The organism is Achromobacter piechaudii NBRC 102461 (assembly GCF_001571245.1).
GTDB classification, from domain to species: domain Bacteria; phylum Pseudomonadota; class Gammaproteobacteria; order Burkholderiales; family Burkholderiaceae_B; genus Achromobacter; species Achromobacter piechaudii.
Genome location: NZ_BCTK01000005.1, coordinates 421,621 through 437,834, shown reverse-complemented (window position 1 = coordinate 437,834; position 16,214 = coordinate 421,621). Strand labels below are relative to the sequence as shown.

17 protein-coding genes and 1 tRNA gene are annotated in these 16,214 nt (G+C 63.9%); 2 read left to right on the top strand and 16 right to left on the bottom strand.

Annotated elements, in window-relative coordinates; genetic code table 11:
* Positions 1 to 20 precede the first annotated feature (20 nt).
* The 16 genes from API01S_RS08725 to gspG form a co-directional block, all read right to left on the bottom strand.
* The gene (locus API01S_RS08725; RefSeq protein ID WP_167351700.1) at positions 21 to 1,505 is read right to left on the bottom strand and encodes a lytic polysaccharide monooxygenase; all 1,485 of its coding nucleotides are present in this window, start codon (positions 1,503 to 1,505) and stop codon (positions 21 to 23) included.
* Between the two features lie 269 nt (positions 1,506 to 1,774).
* A complete protein-coding gene (locus tag API01S_RS08720) occupies positions 1,775 to 3,298 on the bottom strand; it encodes a lytic polysaccharide monooxygenase (RefSeq protein ID WP_167351699.1) in 1,524 nt (507 codons plus the stop codon).
* Between the two features lie 251 nt (positions 3,299 to 3,549).
* A complete protein-coding gene (locus API01S_RS08715) occupies positions 3,550 to 4,713 on the bottom strand; it encodes a sensor histidine kinase (protein WP_061304145.1) in 1,164 nt (387 codons plus the stop codon).
* A 142-nt stretch (positions 4,714 to 4,855) separates the two neighbouring features.
* Complete coding sequence (locus API01S_RS08710; protein WP_006217772.1) at positions 4,856 to 5,542, bottom strand: response regulator transcription factor; 687 nt, start codon at positions 5,540 to 5,542, stop codon at positions 4,856 to 4,858.
* A gap of 231 nt (positions 5,543 to 5,773) precedes the next feature.
* Positions 5,774 to 6,259, bottom strand: coding sequence for a type II secretion system protein (locus API01S_RS08705; RefSeq protein WP_050727983.1), 486 nt, complete (start codon positions 6,257 to 6,259; stop codon positions 5,774 to 5,776).
* Positions 6,246 to 6,635 (bottom strand): type II secretion system protein, encoded by a 390-nt coding sequence (locus API01S_RS08700; RefSeq protein WP_006217770.1) that lies wholly within the window; start codon positions 6,633 to 6,635, stop codon positions 6,246 to 6,248. Before API01S_RS08700 ends, API01S_RS08705 begins: the two co-directional genes overlap by 14 nt.
* Positions 6,610 to 7,086 carry a type II secretion system protein gene (locus API01S_RS08695; protein WP_006217768.1) on the bottom strand — a complete coding sequence of 159 codons (477 nt, stop codon included), beginning with the start codon at positions 7,084 to 7,086 and terminating at the stop codon, positions 6,610 to 6,612. Before API01S_RS08695 ends, API01S_RS08700 begins: the two co-directional genes overlap by 26 nt.
* A gap of 8 nt (positions 7,087 to 7,094) precedes the next feature.
* A complete protein-coding gene (locus API01S_RS08690) occupies positions 7,095 to 8,930 on the bottom strand; it encodes a secretin N-terminal domain-containing protein (protein ID WP_084802391.1) in 1,836 nt (611 codons plus the stop codon).
* A gap of 53 nt (positions 8,931 to 8,983) precedes the next feature.
* Positions 8,984 to 9,457, bottom strand: a complete 474-nt coding sequence (locus API01S_RS08685; RefSeq protein WP_061304140.1) for a hypothetical protein — start codon at positions 9,455 to 9,457, stop codon at positions 8,984 to 8,986.
* Entirely contained in the window at positions 9,457 to 10,029 is a 573-nt protein-coding gene (locus API01S_RS08680; RefSeq protein ID WP_061304138.1) for a hypothetical protein, read from the bottom strand. Before API01S_RS08680 ends, API01S_RS08685 begins: the two co-directional genes overlap by 1 nt.
* Positions 10,026 to 10,553: a hypothetical protein gene (locus API01S_RS08675; protein ID WP_006217763.1), complete on the bottom strand. Its 528-nt coding sequence runs from the start codon at positions 10,551 to 10,553 to the stop codon at positions 10,026 to 10,028. Before API01S_RS08675 ends, API01S_RS08680 begins: the two co-directional genes overlap by 4 nt.
* Positions 10,541 to 11,296, bottom strand: coding sequence for a hypothetical protein (locus API01S_RS08670; RefSeq protein ID WP_061304136.1), 756 nt, complete (start codon positions 11,294 to 11,296; stop codon positions 10,541 to 10,543). Before API01S_RS08670 ends, API01S_RS08675 begins: the two co-directional genes overlap by 13 nt.
* Positions 11,277 to 12,875, bottom strand: a complete 1,599-nt coding sequence (locus API01S_RS08665) for a GspE/PulE family protein (protein ID WP_061304622.1) — start codon at positions 12,873 to 12,875, stop codon at positions 11,277 to 11,279. Before API01S_RS08665 ends, API01S_RS08670 begins: the two co-directional genes overlap by 20 nt.
* A 41-nt stretch (positions 12,876 to 12,916) precedes the next feature.
* Entirely contained in the window at positions 12,917 to 14,110 is a 1,194-nt protein-coding gene (locus tag API01S_RS08660; protein ID WP_050727988.1) for a type II secretion system F family protein, read from the bottom strand.
* Between the two features lies 1 nt (position 14,111).
* On the bottom strand, positions 14,112 to 14,594 hold the full coding sequence (locus API01S_RS08655; protein ID WP_006217757.1) for a lytic transglycosylase domain-containing protein: 483 nt from the start codon (positions 14,592 to 14,594) through the stop codon (positions 14,112 to 14,114).
* Positions 14,584 to 15,012, bottom strand: coding sequence for a type II secretion system major pseudopilin GspG (gene gspG / locus API01S_RS08650; protein WP_006217756.1), 429 nt, complete (start codon positions 15,010 to 15,012; stop codon positions 14,584 to 14,586). Before gspG ends, API01S_RS08655 begins: the two co-directional genes overlap by 11 nt.
* Before the next feature lie 338 nt (positions 15,013 to 15,350).
* Here gspG and API01S_RS08645 point away from each other — a divergent pair, with 338 nt between their 5' ends.
* Positions 15,351 to 15,989: a cytochrome b gene (locus tag API01S_RS08645; protein WP_061304134.1), complete on the top strand. Its 639-nt coding sequence runs from the start codon at positions 15,351 to 15,353 to the stop codon at positions 15,987 to 15,989.
* Between the two features lie 128 nt (positions 15,990 to 16,117).
* Positions 16,118 to 16,193, top strand: a tRNA-Gly gene (locus API01S_RS08640).
* Positions 16,194 to 16,214: the final 21 nt, after the last annotated feature.

The window sequence follows — 16,214 nt, the reverse complement described above, 5'->3', positions numbered from 1 at the left end:
CCCACGTCATCAGCGGCGCGTTACTTCACCAGCGTCCATGCCTGGTTCCAGTACATGCCCTTGCCGGGCTCGTAATGGAAGGGCGACTGACCGCACCAGTTGGTGTAGGGCCATGCCTTGCACTCGTAGACCTTGCCCAGGTTCGTCACGCGCTCCAGCTCCTTGTAGGCAGTGCCCGGCTTGTAGGCGGGCGGCGCATCGCCATTACCACCGTTGCCGCCGTTGCCGCCGTCTTCAACGCCGACATCCGGCTTGCCCTTGACGGTGACCACGTGGGTCGCGTCCGAGCTGCCCTTGTCGTTGCGCGTGGTCAGCGTGAACGAGTACTTCTGGTCCTTCGTCAGCGTGGGCGCCGCGAAATTCAGCGTCGGCTGATCCTTCACCGAGGCGCTGATGCCGGCCGGCACAGTCCACGAGAACTTCAGGTCGGTACCGGTCGAACCCGAGCCCGACAGCGTCACGTTCTGACCTGCTTGCGCGGCGATCGGACCAGAGACGATGGACTTCGGCGGAATGATCACGGGATCCGGCGTCACCACGGCGGCTTCCTTGGTGATCACGAAGTGGTACTTGCTGCCGTCCATCGAGTAGACGTGCGACTTGTCCACGCCCACCACCGGGGTCACGGTCTTGCCGTCAGCGCCCAGTTGGCCCACGCGTACGCGTTGCGACATGCCGTTGACGGCGTTGCCCAGAGCCTGGGTCCAACGCTCGCCCTGCGCAGCGTTCTCGTCCAGCGGCACGCGCAACTGCTCAAGGTATTCGCCGTTGCGCTTCGGATCGGCCAGACGCCAGATCAGCGAGTCGCCCGCATTCGTTTCACCGATGGAGTACAGCGCGCCGATGTCGGACGGCTGGATCACGTTGGTGGAGCCTTCGATGTTCACGTCGCCGCACGCGCGATACGATTCGCCCGAGGTGACGCCGTCGCCCACGTGGTTGGTGTTCCACACGCTCATGATGAGGTGACGGCCCGTCTTGCCAGCCGGCAGCGTGCAGCTGTATTCCTGCTCGCGGCCTTCGCCTGCCGAAGCCGGCGTGAAGTCACGCACTTCGCAGAACTTTTCGAAGTCGGAGAATTGCACCGGCTTGGTCGAGTCGTACGGCATCTTCGTGATGTAGAACTGCAGCGACTTCGTGCGATGGGCCACCGTGTGGTTCCACTTCAGCGTGACCTTGCCGTTAGCGTCGGGCTTGAGCGTCGTGACGGGCCACTGGGCCAGCGCGTTCAGGCCGCGATGCGAGGGCTTCGTGCCGCCGTCGCACAGGCGATCGCCCGGCGTGGTGGCCACGGTGTTTTCGCCGCCCGGCTTCTGCCAGACTTCGCGCCAGTCATAAACGCTGCCGCCTTGCGCGCTGAACGCCTTGCAGCCTTCGCTCTGGCTACCGGCGTGGCAGTGCAGAATACGCGCCTTGGGATGCGACATGGTGCCGTGCGCCAGCACCGAGCCGGACACGGCCGCCAGCACGAGACCGCCCAATAGAGTTACTTTGAATTTAGCCATTGATATAACCACTTCACAATTAGTTGAACAAACCACCCGCCATCGCAAACCGCAGCGCATGGTGAATTCATTCTCAGTGCTTGGCGCATAGCGATCAAAGTTGCTGAATGATTTCTTAAAGCAGTTTTCCCACACTGTTTATCGACAAAGAAAATAAAAAAAAACCCGCACTTTCGTGCGGGCAAAAAGGGAGACTGCTTGAGCCGCCACGCCAGGCGTGGCGGCGTTTCCTGCATCTGATCAACAGACTGTTTTTCTTACGATGGGATTTACTTCACGAGATCCCAAGCTTGTTGCCAAGCCATGCCCTTGCCAGGCGCGTAGTAGGCGGGCGAGTGGCTGCACCATGCCGTGAACGGCCAGATCTTGCACTCGTAGACTTTGCCGCCGTTGGTCACACGCTCACCAGCTGCGTAGGTCGAACCTTCCTTGTACGCCGGGTACTGGCCGGTGCTGCCACCGTTGTCGCCGCCGGTGTTGCCGCCGTTGTCGCCACCAGTGTTGCCACCGTTGTCGCCGCCAGTGTTGCCACCGTCAGAGCCGCCGCCGGTTTGTTCCTGCTTCTTCACCAGGACCGAGTGCGTAGCGTTGGACGAGCCCTTTTCGTTCGTGACCTTGACGGTGAACGAGTAGGACTTGTCTTGAGCCAGCGCCGGAGCCGTGAAGCTCAGGCTAGCCTGGTTCAGCGCCGAAGCGGTGATGCCAGCCGGAGCGGTCCACTGATACTTCAGCGTGCCGCCACCGTTGTTCGAACCCTGGGCCGACAGCGAGACGCGCTCGCCAGCCTTGGCCGACGCCGGGCCGGTCAGTTCGGCCTTGGGCGGGTTCACCACGACGGGCGGGGGATCCACCGGCACGGGAACCTTCTGGTCAATTGCGAAACCGACCTTCTTGTTCAGGCCATAGACCTGGTTGGCGGAGTCGCTTTGCTGCGGGGCCACCTGGCCGTTGGCTTCCAGCTTGCCAACGCGGATCACGGAAGACTTGTTGTTCACTTCCTTGGCCAGCGCGTAAATCCACTGAGCAGCCTGTTCCTGGCCAGCCTTCACAACGATCGAATGGCTTTCCAGGTCGCCATGCTTACGCTGGTCGAACACGCGCAGGGTCATCGTCGAACCCGTGCTGACCTGGCTGCCTTGCAACGCGCCGCTGGCTTGCCACTGCACGTTGGCGGGCATCACTTCCACGTTCGAGCACGCGTAGAAGCCTTCGGGGTTCTCGGCCGGATCACGCTGCCACACGCTGTAAATGACGCGCTTGCCGGTGAAGTGAGCCGGGATCTTGACGTCCAGCGGGGTGATGGTGTTGTCGCCCGGCGACGGCAGAGCGCCGGTCTCGCCGATCAGCTCCAGGTCGTCCCAACGCAGGCCGCGCTTGGGATCGTAGCTGTCCTTGGTGATGTAGGTCTTGAAGTACGAGCTCTTATGCGAGGCGGTCTGCAGGTACTTGAACTGCACATTGCCATTCGCGTCAGGCGTGACCACGGAGGAGGGCCACTGGTGGTTGGCGTCGAGTTCCTTCCAGCCTTCCTTGCCGCCTGCGCAAAGCAGACCGTCGCGGATGAATTCCTTGTGGTTGCTGCGCACGCCCAGGATGGCGTTCGATTGCCAGCTTCCGACGAAGTCCTTGATGATGCCGCAGCCGTCGTGCTTGGGGTCGGCCCAAGGCGAATCGAGGTTACGGCAAGCGTATTCGCGGCTCGGAGGATCGACCATCGAACCGTGAGCCGTTGCGGTAGAAGGCGCCATGGTCAGCAAGACAGCCTGGGTCAATGCCGCAAGAGGCAAAGCCATCTTTCCGGCCGCGCCGCGCAAGGGATTTTTAATCATCAAATATCCTTTTATCAGTGGATTGTTTTTTGCATTCGCATGAACCGAACCCGCGCCGGAACTCGTGAAGCGACGCCATTATTCCAAGCGGCTTGCAGCGGCAAAACCTTTATCAATACAGTATTAAAGGCAGGTGTTGCGTTGTCGCCGCTGTGAAAAATCCAGCGCTGAATAAGGCGGTTTCAACGAAAAAAAAGCGCCACGAGGGCGCTATTTCATGAGGCGGCTTTAAGGCCCGCCCGATAACCGGACCGGGGCTTCTTGCGTTTTTTATCCGTACCCGGAAGCGGCATCAAAGGAAATATGAGTGAAAACTCGCTTCCTTCACCCGGACGAGAACTTACCGCCAGTTTTCCGCCATGCGCCTGCGCTACCGTAGCCACCAGCGCCAGCCCCATACCGACCCCATCGCGTCCGCTCGCGCTGCCCGGATCGACCTGGAAAAACGCTTCGCAAAGCTTGGGCATCACGGCCTGGTCGATGCCGATACCCTGGTCGATCACGCTGATGCGGGCGCTATCGCCCTGGCGCTTCACACACACCGTGACCCGAGTGGACGAGGCCGAGTATTTGATGGCGTTGTCCAACAGGTTCATGACGGCGCGTTGCAACATGCAGTAGTCGCCCGCCACCCACATTCTTTCGCCGCATTCGCGCACATCGATCTCGATGCCCTTGCGCTCGGCCAGCAGCAGCGACTGGTCGGCGGCTTCCTCCGCGATGTCCACCAGCGAGATCGGCAGAAACTTCGATTTATCCAGGCGCTCGGCGCGCGACAGATGCAGAAAATCTTGCGCGACGGTCAAGCTGTACTGCGTCAGATCGCGGACCGATTGCACAAATGCGGCCTGCTGCGGGTCATTGCCTTGCACGCCCTGCTTTTCAACCAGGACCAGAATCGATGACAAGGGGCTGCGCAAGTCGTGCATCATTTGCAGCATCACTTCCTTGTCGCGGGCGCCATCCGTCTGCGCATCCGGCGCGGCGGGACGAGGCAGCACGCGTTCACGGCGCATGCCGCGCCCGGCAACCATGCGCCACCTGAGTACGCAGACATACGCCAGCGCCAGCCCGACCACCGGCGCCACCATGGGCGCCCAACGCCGCGCCGTCACCACGACGAACGCCGCCAGCAGCCAAAAGCCGATCAACCACGCCAACGCGCGAAACTGCACTTTCGTCTGGCCCGCGATCACGCTGACCAGCGCCATGCCGGCCAAGATTCCGAAATCGGCCAGCACGCCGGGCGCCGCGGCCGTCAATGGCTGTCCGTCGCTGGGCAGCGCGAAGCACAGCAACAGAATGCCCAGGTTGCAGAACAGCAGCGCATCGTTTTTTCTGGCGCCCAGACGCGCGTATGGCCAAAGCAGAAATTTCATTATCAGGTTCGGAAGTTGTCGACGGCGCGTGCAGCGCGGGATCGGACCGGTGGCGCCTGCGGGCGCTCACGGCGATAGGGGGAACGGGATGGCGCCGCGCAAGAACGGACCGCCAGGCAAGCCGGGGCGAATGCCGCCGGCGTCAGTACATGCGTTCGAGGCGGTAGCCGTAGTTGTAGACCGTGGCGATCACATAGCCATTGCGCGCGCGCAGGCCCAGCGACGAGCGCAGGTTGCTGACGTAGGTCGCCAGGCTGGCGTCGTATTTGCGGTCAACGGTGCCCCAGATATGCTGGCACAGCGCATCTTTGGTGATGATGCGGCCGGGGCTTCTGAACAGCATCGTGGCCACGTCGAACTCGCGGGTCGGCAGGCTGACCGGGCGGCCATCCACCGTAAGGGTCTTGGCATCCAGATTGAACGCGAAGTGTCCGACCTGGAACTGCCCAGGATTGACGTCGCCGCGCTGCGACTTGCGCAACTGAGCGCTCATGCGCGCCAACAGCTCGCGTTCACGCACGGGCTTTTGCAGATAGTCGTCAGCGCCCGTGTTCAGGGCCTGCACGATGCTTTCTTCGTCGTCGCGCTGCGTGAGCATCAAGATGGGCAGGGTTGCCGCAAGATTGCAGCGCGCCCACTTGAGCACGGCCAGGCCGGAGGCGCCAGGCACTTCCCAGTCCAGCAGCACGACGTCTACGGTTTGTTGTTGCAAGAGTGCGATGAAGCCGTCGCCATCGCGACGGGTAAAGACCTGGTGGCCGTGGCTTTGCAGTAGTTTGGTGACCCACTCGACCTGAGTGGGCGAGTCTTCGAGAATGGCGACAAGCATTGAGTTCGATCTTGGTTAGGCGCAATTCCCGAAGATTTTTATTATTACGGCAATCACATTTGATACCCCGGAAGAATGATTTCATGCCGCTAATGACACAACAATGAGAAATTTCTCAAAGGAAAATCGGGAAAGCTAAATGTCAGGAAGTGACAAGAACCCGCGAATTCGTGAATATCGACGCGTCAAGCAATCGCGCTCGATGTTGCGGCCCTCCTCCGCCCGCGCGCCTCACTGCCTTGGATTGACTCCCATGAAGACGAACTTCCAATCCTGGTAGCTGGACTTTCCCGCCATATCGCCCAGCTCGGCATCAAACCCGTCCTGCTTGATCGGACGACGTTCTGACAAGCTGTAGACCCCCATGATTCCCCCATCAGGCGATTTCACGATGCCCCATTCGGTGCCGCCCGTTATCGGGTCGGCATACAGGCGGCGCAGATGGCGGCGAGTGAACGACACGCGATCATCCTTGAGCAGCGCGTCCATCGTCTTGGGATAGGCCGGCGCGGTGCCGGACAGGTAGTAAGACGCAAGCGCCCGCTGGAACTGCGTGCCGATGAACAGCAGCTCGGCCTCGTCATCGCGCTGCTTCTGCATGGACCAGGGCTGCGCCACGGCGGACAGGCCGGTCGCCACCGCCAGGACCAGCATCAGCACACTCAGGTAGCCAAAGCCCGCTTGCCGCGACGGGCGCGCCTGCTTACCAGCGCGCATAGTCCAGCCCATCCAGGCCTTTGCCCGGCGCGCCGCTCACGACGTCGTTCACGCCCGGCGCTTCGCCCGTCTGCGGCAGCCAGCTGTCACGGCGGCCCGTGACAGGGTCCATCGGCAACTCGCGCAGGTACTTGGCGGTGACCAGCGCGTCGAGCGAATCCGGATTGCCGCCCTGGTCGGCACGGTAGTCGTCAAGCGCGTGCCGGATGGCCTGCAAGTTGTGGCGCAGCACCGTTTCGCGGGCGCGGTCATTGCTCTTGAAGAACGACGGCGCGACCAGCGCCATCAGCGCGCCGATGATGGCCATGACCGCCATCAGCTCGATCAGCGTAAAGCCGGCGCAACCGCGCCTACCAGTCTTTGTACGGAACGCCATTGAGACCCTTTCGTTGACTTTTTGAACGCACGTCGAAAACATCCCGTCCCGACGAGAACGATTCGGCCGAGCTGTCGTAGCTGCGCGTATCCCAGGTGTCGGCCGGCGAACGGTTTTCACAGTTCTCGCACATGGGATCGGACGGCAAACGGCGCAGGAAATACAGCATGCCGCCGTTCGGATCCGTCTTGTTCTGCACACCCTTGACCAGCGCTTCCAGGTTCGGCGGATAACCGCTGCGATCCAGCGGCTTGTCGACCTTGCCCTCGCGGCTGGCCTGGTAATAGGCGTCGATCGCGTTGCGGATGACGTGCAGGCTTTGCCGCAGCTCGCGTTCGGCCGCGCGCTGCTTGACCAGCGCCGAGAACGGCAGCGCTATGCTCAACAGCAGCGCCAGCAACGTCATCGCCGCCATCATCTCGATCAGCGTGAAGCCGGATTGCTTGTGCATGGCCGTCCTTAGAAGGGCGGCTTGGCCAGGCCCGCATCCAGGCCCGGAACCACGACCGGGATGTCAGCCTCGATGGTCGCGGCGGACGGCGGCTGCGTGGTCATCGGCGAGACCGTGACGCGCGATTCGGTGCCCGACGGGAAGTAGCTGTCGGCGGCCGACGGCAGCGCCATCGAGCGTTCGATATGCGGCGTCAGGAGCAGGACGATTTCGGTGTTCTGATCCGTCTTCTTCTGGCCACCGAACAGGCTGCCCAGCCACCCCATCACGCTCAAGCCAGGCACGCCGCTGCTGCTGCGCGTCTGCTGTTGATTGACCAGGCCAGCCAGCACCTGGGTTTCGCCGTCGCGCGCCGTCATCACGGTTTCCGCGTTGCGCGTGCTCATCGGATAGACCACGCCGCCGCCCGCCGTCTTGACTTCACCCTTAAGGTTGCTGACTTCCATGCTGACCTTGACGCTGACTTCGTTGCTCAGGCTGATGCGCGGCTCCACTTGCAGGATCAGACCCACATCCTGGTAGTTCACCGATTCCGTCACGACGCCATTGGCGTTGGTCGTCGTCACGACCGGCACCTTTTCACCGATCTTGATGCTGGCCTTCTCCATGTTGCGCACGCGGATCTTCGGGTTCGCCAGCACCTTGGTCTTGCCGCGCTTTTGCAGCAGGTTCAAGGCCGCCGACAAGTCGTTGCGGCTGGTCACGCCGATCTTGCCCTGGTTCAGCCCCAGCAGATCGCCCACCGTTATGCGGCCGTTTTCGCCCTGCGGCAGCACCGAGAAGCGCAGGTCGCTGGGGTAATCCACGCCGACTTCCAGCTCGTCATTGGCGTTGACCTCCAGCACCTGCACGTCCATCGTCACTTCGGATTGCGCGATGTCCAGTGCGGCCACCACCCGTTCCACCACCGCCATCACTTCCGGCGTATCGCGCACCAGCACGGCGTTGGCGCGTTCGTCCAGATGCACGTTCTTGGGTGCGCTGATCTGGCGCAGCGCGGCCAGCACGTGCGTGGCGTCGGCGTGGTTCAGATAGAAGACGCGCACCATCAGCTCGCGATACTCCTTGTCCTTGTCGGGACGCGACGGATAGATCAGCAGGGTGTGCGCATCCAGCACCTTCTTTTCCAGCTGGTTGGTGCGCAGCAGCAGGTTTATGGCGTCTTCGGCGGTGGTCTGGCGCGCCATGATGCTGGCCGGCATGCTCGTCTGCACGTCGGGATCCAGCACGAAGTCGACCCCGGCCGCCAGCGAGATCGTGTCCAGGATCTGCACGATAGGCTGGGCCTTGAAGTTCAGCGACACGGGCTTGCGCAGCGCGTCAGCCAGCCTGGGCTTGACCGACTGGCGGCCCACGTCGCGGCGCTGCAACTGCGTGCGCAACGCCTCGGCCGCCGCAAAGCCCGGCTGCTCCTGCAAGATGCGATTGACCTTGTACAACGCCTCGCGCGGATGGTCGTGCTGCAAGCGCTCGGCTTCGGCCAGTTCCGAGTTCAGATGCACGCGCTGTTCCAGCTGCGCCTTCAGTTGCTGGGCGCGCATGTTGACCGGGTTGATCGTCAATAGCTCCAGCACGTCGGCCAGCGCCGCTTCGTCGTCGCCCGCGTCCATTTTGACGCGCACCCGTTGCAGGATCTCGCGCGAGAGCGCCACGCTGTCGCGCGCCACATCCTTGTTGGCTTCGATGTCACCGGGGTTCTTGGCCAGCTTTGCCTGGCCCGCCGCCAGGCGGTCGGCGGCCGTCGGGGGCTCGCCGCCCAACGCGCGCTTCAGGGATTCCGGCGCCGCGCATCCACTCAGCACCAGGCAGAGGAATGTCGTCAATACGATAGGTTTTGCATTCATGATGTCTCGTTCTTTCCATTAGATGGGTTCGCGTACTTCAGCGAGCGTTGCGTTCATTGCGCCAGCGGGCTCAGGTCCACCAGGACTTGCCGCCCCTGGGCGTCCACCAGCACGACGCGCTTCGGTTCCAGCGCCCTGAAGCGGTACTGCGGCGTCACGGCGCCGCCGGGCCGTACCGCGCCGTCCAGGTCGCATCGCTGGCAAAGCAGATGCGCTTCGCCCTGATGCGACAGCACGACGATGCGGCGTCCGGCGTCGATCCATTCGCCGATCGGCTCGAACACCGGCGTGCTGTCAACGCGGTTGGCGAGCGGCGCGGCGGCCAAGGCGTCTTCCAGTGACGGCACATCCGCCGACGGAGTCTGCGCGTCGCTCGCCTCGGCCAGCGGCTGCGCCGGGGCGCGGTCCTTCAAAGAGTTCCAGCTTTGCGACGGGAACAGGTCCACGTCGGGCGTAGGGGCAGGCTCGGCCATCAAGGCGGCGGCCGGCGCCAGGGCGGCAATTGCCGCGGTTATCCAGCGCTTCATCACACCACCCCCAACATGCTCAAGCGCATCTTCACGTTCACCAGCATGTTCTCGGGCCGCTGCCTGTCCAGCGCCAGGGACTCCAGGCGCAGCAGGGGTTCGTCGATCAAGCGGCGTAACCCCGCGGAGAGGTCCTGGTAGGACCCCACTGCAGTGATATCTACGGACGTGCGCCGCAAGCGCCCCTGGATGGTGTCTTCGCCCTGATACTGGATTTCGATCAACAACAGGCCGGACTTCTGCAACTGTTCCATCACGGCCAGCTTGCGCTGGTCGGGGTCCAGGCGCAGCTGCACGCGCAGCTCGTCCATGTCGTTGCCAGGCGGCGCCATGTAAGGACTGCACGAATGCAATTCGGCATTCAGCTCGATCGAGCGCAACCGCAATTCGCCCTTTTCCGGCCAAAGCACAAAGGCGCAATGCAGCACCAGGACGATCAGGGCGACCAGCGCCAGCAACCCGCCTCGCCCCAGCCGCTCTGCCCAGCATTGCCAATGCCAGCGCAGCGGCGATCCCGCCCGCCCCTGGCGCAGCGCCACCAGGCGTTGGCGTAGTTCGATCAACGATTTCATCGCAGCTCCACGCGCACGGCGGCCATCGTGGCCAGGTTGGGATCGCCCGATCTGATGCCGTGACGCATCACCGTGGCGCGCACGCCTTGCTCGGCGTTCAAGCGCGCCACGAATGCGAACACTTCGGCCAATTCCGCCGTCATCAATTCAAGCTGGGCGGACTTGCCAGCGCTTTCGATCTTCAGGTTCATCACGGCCACGGTGGGCGCCCAGGCCCCTTCGATGGATCGAAGCAAAAGCGGGCGCAGCCTGTCCTCGGCGCTTTGCGCGGAAAGCAGCAGGTCCACCTTCTTTTCTTCTGGCGATTGCGCCAGGGCACGGCGCGCTTCGCGCTCATGCTGCATGCGCCGCTCGACCAACTGGCTTTCGAACCGGGTGACTTCCACCCGCAAGGCCCACAGGTCCCATTGGCGCCAGGCGCTCAACAGGCCGACGGCCAGCAGCAGAAACACAATGATCGCGGCCAGCGGCGGCGTGGCGCTGCGCTTGGTGAAGTCAAGCCGTCTCATCTTCAGGCCGGGCATGAGCGTCCTCCCAACGAAGCGTGGGGAAAGCCCAGCCAGCGCGCCTCGGCGGGCAGCGCCAGATCGGCGGCGGACAGCGTGGACGTCCACGCGCATTCCGGCACGACAGGCCGATTGCATAGCGCCTGCGCGCATGCCACGGCGTCGGCGTGGGATTGCCCCGCCGCCAGTTGCAGCGTGATCATGTCTTCCCACCCGTGCGCCGAGGGCCACAGGCAGGTCACCGCGCCCGCTTCCGCCAGCACCAGGCACGCGCCTTCGGTCCTCGCCAGGCGGTGATACCGTTGCAGGCTCGCCGACAGCAGGTCGCTGCACGTCGCCATCGTCCACTTGTGCTCGGCCAGCTTGTCTTCCAGGGCTTGCAGCAGCGCCGCGTCGGCCGCGACGCCCAGCCGGGCGTGACCGTGCCGGGCCGGCCCCAGCCGTACCCGCATCTGCATCGTCACGCCGCGTTCGCGCAGCAGCGCCATCGCATATCCGGCCCAATGCGAATCACCGCCGGGCAAGCCCGGCTGCCAAGGCAACAGCGCGCATTGCGCCCACGGATAACCGAGCCAGACATGCACCCGGTTGCGAGCGCGCGGGCGCACCACGGCGCAGGCGTTGAGCAAGGCGGCGACGGCCTCTGCCGGCGCGCCGCCGTGGCCATACCTGAGCCGGTCCTCGATGACGGCGGTGGGCGACAACAGGCTGACGTGATCCGCGTCGATCAGAACGGCTTGATCATTCCATAGCGACTGCACGGCAAACCTCCTGATAAGTGGTCAGTCCGTGCGCGATGGCCTCATGGGCGGCATCGCGCATCGATTGATAGTCGGCGCATTGCGCCAGGGCTTCCTGCCGCCGCTCCGGGGAACGGTCCAGCAGCGCGGTCTTCATGCGGTTATCCAGGCGCAACACTTCGGCCAGGGCGATACGCCCCAGAAAGCCGGTGTGCCGGCAGGCCTCGCAGCCGGGACCCGCGCGCGCCTCGCCAGGTGGCGCGCAATGCGGGCACAGCCGCCGCACCAGCCTTTGCGACACCACGCCGTTGAGCGACTCCAGAAACGTGGCCGGCTCGACGTCCATGTACAGGAACCGGTCGATCACGCTGAACGCGTCATTGGCGTGCACCGACGAGAGCACGCGGTGGCCCGTCAATGCGGATTGCACGGCAATCGCCGCCGTCTCGGCGTCCCGGATTTCGCCGACCAGGATGGTGTCCGGATCGTGGCGCAGGATCGAACGCAGGCCGCGCGCGAAGGTCAGGCCTTTCTTCTCGTTCACCGGAATCTGGAGGATCCCGGCCATCTCGTATTCCACCGGGTCTTCGATGGTGATGAGCTTTTCGTCGCCGCTGTTCAGTTCGGACAGCGCGCCATACAGCGTGGTGGACTTGCCGCTGCCGGTAGGGCCGGTGATCAGCGTCAGCCCGTAAGGCAATTGCGCCAGCACGCGGATGCGGCGCGCGGTCTCGGCCGGAAATCCCAGCGTGTCCAGGCTGAGTTTGTCGCCGCGTTGCGAACGGTCCAACAGCCGCAAGACCGCGTTCTCGCCGTGATTTCCCGGCATTATCGACACCCGGAAGTCCACCTCGCGGCCCTGCAACACCACCTTGAAGCGGCCGTCCTGCGGCACGCGCTTCTCGGCGATGTCCAGGCTGGACAGCACTTTCAGCCGCGACATCACCTGATTGGCGGTGACCTGCCCCGGCACCTTGCGGATGTGCAGCATCACGCCGTCGATGCGATAGCGGATCAACAGCCCTTCCTCGTCCGACTCCAGATGGATGTCGCTGGCGCGGCTTTGCAGGCCGTCGTACAGCGTCATGTTCACCAGGCGGATGACCGGGCTTTCGTCCTTGGCCAGCGAGGCCAGCGAGATCGACTCGACCGCTTTGGCCAGCGAATCATCCGCCATGTCCACGGCCACGCCATCGAGCACGCGCTCGGTGGCTTCGGCCTGCTTGAGCCACGCGTCCACCGCTCCCGTCGGGCAAAGCGCAAAGCGCAGCACACGGCCGCACAGCATCGCTTGCAGCTTCAGGCGCGCGTCGCGCGAGAAGGGCGAGGCCATGGCCAACAGGCATTCGCCATCGACCTGCAAGGGCGCCATGCGGTAAGCCATGGCGTCGGCCAGCGGCAGCACGTCGAAACGCGCGGCGGCCTGACGGCATTCCTGGGCGCTCAACGGTTCCATGCCCAGCGCCTGCGCCAGCACGGGCAGCAACTGCGGACGGCGCGCCAGCTCTTCGTCCAGGTAATCGGCCAGGGACAGGCTCAGTTCCGCGGCGCGCTCGCGCCACAACCACCATGCCTCGTCGGCGACGGTTTCGGTTTGCATTGCTCCCTTCTCCTGACTGATTTCGTTTTCGTTGATTGCGTTCATCCCAGACTCCCGGCCATCTCGAAGATGGGCATGTACAGCAGGATCACGATGGCGCCGACCAGGCCGCCCACCACCAGCATCAGCAGCGGCTCGAACACCTTTCCGAACACCTCGATGGCGTGATCCAGCGTGCCGTCATGAAACTGGGCGATGCGTTCGCACATGCCGCCCAGATCCCCGCTTTGCTCGCCGACGCGCAACAGCCGTTCGGCCACGGCCGTCGTCAAGCCGTGCCGCGCCAGCGTCTCCGACACGCTGCGTCCGGCGCGCAGTTCCTGCAACGCCAGGTCCAGGCGTTCCGCATAGGCGGGCGGCAGGATGCGATCGGCCAGTTCGAACGCCTGCAACGCAGGCGTGCCGCCTTCGATCAGCAGCCCGACGGTGCGATAAAAGCGCGCCAGCACGAACAGGTTGCCGACGTCGCGCAGCTTGGGCAGGCGCCAGAACAGGTTCATCAGCGCCGCCCTCACCCGCTGCGTGCGCAGCGCCAGGGCGGTGACCAGCAGGCTGCCGCCGATACCCGCGCCCAGCAGTTCGCCGTCGGACTTGACCAGACGCGCCCACCACAACATGGCCTCGGCGGTGGCCGGCAAGGAGCGCATGCTTTCGAAGACGACCGCAAAGCGCGGCACGACGAAAAACAGCATGAACAGCAAAATGCCGAAGCCCACCGCGATCACGACCAGCGGGTACACCAGCGCGCCCACCACTTTCTTGCGGATGTTTTCAATCCGCGTTTCGTAGTACTGGTAGCGCCGCAGCACCACGGGCAATTGGCCACTGCCCTCGGCCGAGGCGACCGTGGCGACCAGCAGCGCGGGATACACCAGCGGTTGCGCCTCCATCGCCTTGGACAAGGGCTGGCCCTGGTACAAGGAACGCAGCAATTGGCCGAGCGACGCTTGCAGCGCCTTGTTGCCCGTGCCGGCCTTGTCGCTCAACGCTTCCAGCGCCTCGATCAGGGCCAGGCCCGCGTCCAGCAAGGTGGACAGCTCTTGCAGCAGCAGCCCAAGGGAAAAAGCTTTCTTACCGCGCGCCTTGATGCCACGACGCACGGCCGAACGTTGGATGTCCAGAACCATGCCGTCGGCATCGCTCAATTGCGCGCGCGCCTCGCCTTCGCTGGCGGCGCGCACGGTCTGCACACGCAACGCCCCCTGCTTGAGCAGGCGTATCCTGAACTCGTTCATATCAACGCTCCGCGTGTTGCGACTGGCGATAGCGGGCGTCGCGCGCCTGCGACAGTTGCAGATAGTGTTGCCAGACCCGGTTCACGTAACGCTGGCGGGCCGCTTCTCGGTTGGCCGCGCCACCCGCGTTGTAGGCGCCCACCGCGCGCCAGGTGTAGCCGTAGCGCTTGATGAAGCCCGCCAGAATCTCTGCGCCGGCATCTATCGAAAGACAAGGCTCATCCATCAGCCGCTGCCGCGTGATGCCGCGCTTGGCCAAGCCCGGCAGATGGATGCTGTTGATCTGCATCAGGCCGATGTCCTGCGTGCCATTGGTGTTGTTGTTGACGGCGCGTGGGTTCAACGAAGATTCCACCTTCGCGATCGAATACAGCAGCAATGGGTCGACGCCGTGGCGGTCGCCTGACTGCTGCCAGCAATTGGCGGCGGCGGCCGCTGAGAACGTCATGCCGGCGAATGCGGCCGCCGCCGTCTTAGAGGCCATAAACCAGCTCACCGCTGCCTCCCGCCCGGCCTTCCTCGCCGAAAGAGACCACTTCCGCATCCGAGCTGCGGCCCGGCACGTTCAGCAGGTAGGGACGTCCCCACGCATCGGCCGGCACGTCCTTGGCCAGATAGGGCCCGTGCCAGTTGGCCGCGCCCTGCGGCGCTTTCACCAGCGCTTCCAGGCCCTGCTCGGTGGTGGGATAGTTGCCGACGTCCAGGCGGTACTGCGTCAGCGCATCACCCAGCGTCTTCATTTGCGCCTGGGTGGCCCGGACCTTGGCACGGTCGACCTGGGAGAACAGCTTGGGACCGACGTAGCCGGCCAACAACGCGATGATCAACAGCACGACCAGCAACTCCAGCAAGGTGAAGCCTTGCTGCAGGCCCAGACGGCGTCGGAAGGTAAGAGTCTTCATGAGTCCACTTTTTCTGTTTGAGCGATCGCCGCGTGGCGGTGATCCAGGGTGAAGTGCGGGGAGAGCCCGACATCGTGAGGAACGATGCGGTCCGAGCGCCGGCGCAGCCGGTCGCATTCAAAGCGGAAAATCCCAACGCAGGCCGGCATATTTCCATGGGGGGGATGGGCCGCCAACGTTTCTAAAGAGAGCCTAAAGCGCCTGCTGGCGCGGCCCGGACGGGTTTAGGAAGCGTTGAGGAAGGTGGCGCGACACGGGGTGGCGGCGCTTCAATTTCGCCTCTCAGATCAGGCTGCGCCGCACGTGCGGGCAGGCTGGCCCCCGCTACAAGGAAGACCATGAGTTCCGCCCCCGCCGCCCCGGCCCCGCCCGCCTATACCCAGGCGCAGATCGCCTTGCACTGGCTCAGTGTCGGCTTGATGAGCACACTGGTGCTTGCCGGCGAATTGCGCCATCTGCTCACGGCGCAGACAGGCTTGACCATGCGATCGGTGATGATCGTGCACATCGGCTGCGGCATGGCCTTGCTGGCGGTCACGATCGTTCGCACGATGGTGCGCGTGACGCGGCGCAGGGTGCAGCGCGATGGCTTCTGCATGCAGGACGCCTGCGCCCATGCGGTGCACCTGTGCATCTACGCGTTCATCTTCGCGTCGTGCCTGGTGGGATGGGTCATCGTCAACGCGAAGGGCTTGGCAGTGCCGGTACCGTTTACCGACCTGGAGTTTCCCCGCCTGGTGTCGGCCGACCCCGCGCTGGTCGTAACCGCGGTGTGGGCGCACGACCTGCTGGCCTGGGGGCTGTACGGATTGCTGGCGATGCACATCGTGGCGGCGCTTGCCCACCACGTTATTGCGCGCGACGACACCTTGGCGCGCATGGCCTGGCGCCGCGAGCCGCGCATGCCGGCCGGCGCGCGGCGTTCAAGCTCGTCGACACCTCGTTCGACAAGCCGCGTGCATTTTTCAAAAAATTAGGTATACTTCCGCCTCGCTTGCCAAAAACGACTTAAAAAACGGTTCGGCAAAGCGAGTCAGAAGTGCATTCAGGGCAGCGTAGTTGGCTGGAATGCACTTGGCAGAAATGCCGCTGACAGCAGTACATTGCGGGAGTAGCTCAGTTGGTAGAGCGCAACCTTGCCAAGGTTGAGGTCGCGAGTTCGAGACTCGTCTCCCGCTCCACATTTTGATGGACAGACTTGC

Excerpts from the sequence above, each read along its gene's own strand:
- API01S_RS08700 (WP_006217770.1), bottom strand. The coding sequence starts at position 6,635 with ATGGCGTTCCGTACAAAGACTGGTAGGCGCGGTTGCGCCGGCTTTACG.
- API01S_RS08695 (WP_006217768.1), bottom strand. The coding sequence starts at position 7,086 with ATGCACAAGCAATCCGGCTTCACGCTGATCGAGATGATGGCGGCGATG.
- gspG (WP_006217756.1), bottom strand. The coding sequence starts at position 15,012 with ATGAAGACTCTTACCTTCCGACGCCGTCTGGGCCTGCAGCAAGGCTTC.
- API01S_RS08660 (WP_050727988.1), bottom strand. The coding sequence starts at position 14,110 with ATGAACGAGTTCAGGATACGCCTGCTCAAGCAGGGGGCGTTGCGTGTG.
- API01S_RS08645 (WP_061304134.1), top strand. The coding sequence starts at position 15,351 with ATGAGTTCCGCCCCCGCCGCCCCGGCCCCGCCCGCCTATACCCAGGCG.
- API01S_RS08715 (WP_061304145.1), bottom strand. The coding sequence starts at position 4,713 with ATGAAATTTCTGCTTTGGCCATACGCGCGTCTGGGCGCCAGAAAAAAC.
- API01S_RS08725 (WP_167351700.1), bottom strand. The coding sequence starts at position 1,505 with ATGGCTAAATTCAAAGTAACTCTATTGGGCGGTCTCGTGCTGGCGGCC.
- API01S_RS08710 (WP_006217772.1), bottom strand. The coding sequence starts at position 5,542 with ATGCTTGTCGCCATTCTCGAAGACTCGCCCACTCAGGTCGAGTGGGTC.
- API01S_RS08720 (WP_167351699.1), bottom strand. The coding sequence starts at position 3,298 with ATGGCTTTGCCTCTTGCGGCATTGACCCAGGCTGTCTTGCTGACCATG.
- API01S_RS08665 (WP_061304622.1), bottom strand. The coding sequence starts at position 12,875 with ATGCAAACCGAAACCGTCGCCGACGAGGCATGGTGGTTGTGGCGCGAG.
- API01S_RS08685 (WP_061304140.1), bottom strand. The coding sequence starts at position 9,457 with ATGAAGCGCTGGATAACCGCGGCAATTGCCGCCCTGGCGCCGGCCGCC.
- API01S_RS08705 (WP_050727983.1), bottom strand. The coding sequence starts at position 6,259 with ATGCGCGCTGGTAAGCAGGCGCGCCCGTCGCGGCAAGCGGGCTTTGGC.
- API01S_RS08690 (WP_084802391.1), bottom strand. The coding sequence starts at position 8,930 with ATGAATGCAAAACCTATCGTATTGACGACATTCCTCTGCCTGGTGCTG.
- API01S_RS08655 (WP_006217757.1), bottom strand. The coding sequence starts at position 14,594 with ATGGCCTCTAAGACGGCGGCGGCCGCATTCGCCGGCATGACGTTCTCA.
- API01S_RS08680 (WP_061304138.1), bottom strand. The coding sequence starts at position 10,029 with ATGAAATCGTTGATCGAACTACGCCAACGCCTGGTGGCGCTGCGCCAG.
- API01S_RS08675 (WP_006217763.1), bottom strand. The coding sequence starts at position 10,553 with ATGCCCGGCCTGAAGATGAGACGGCTTGACTTCACCAAGCGCAGCGCC.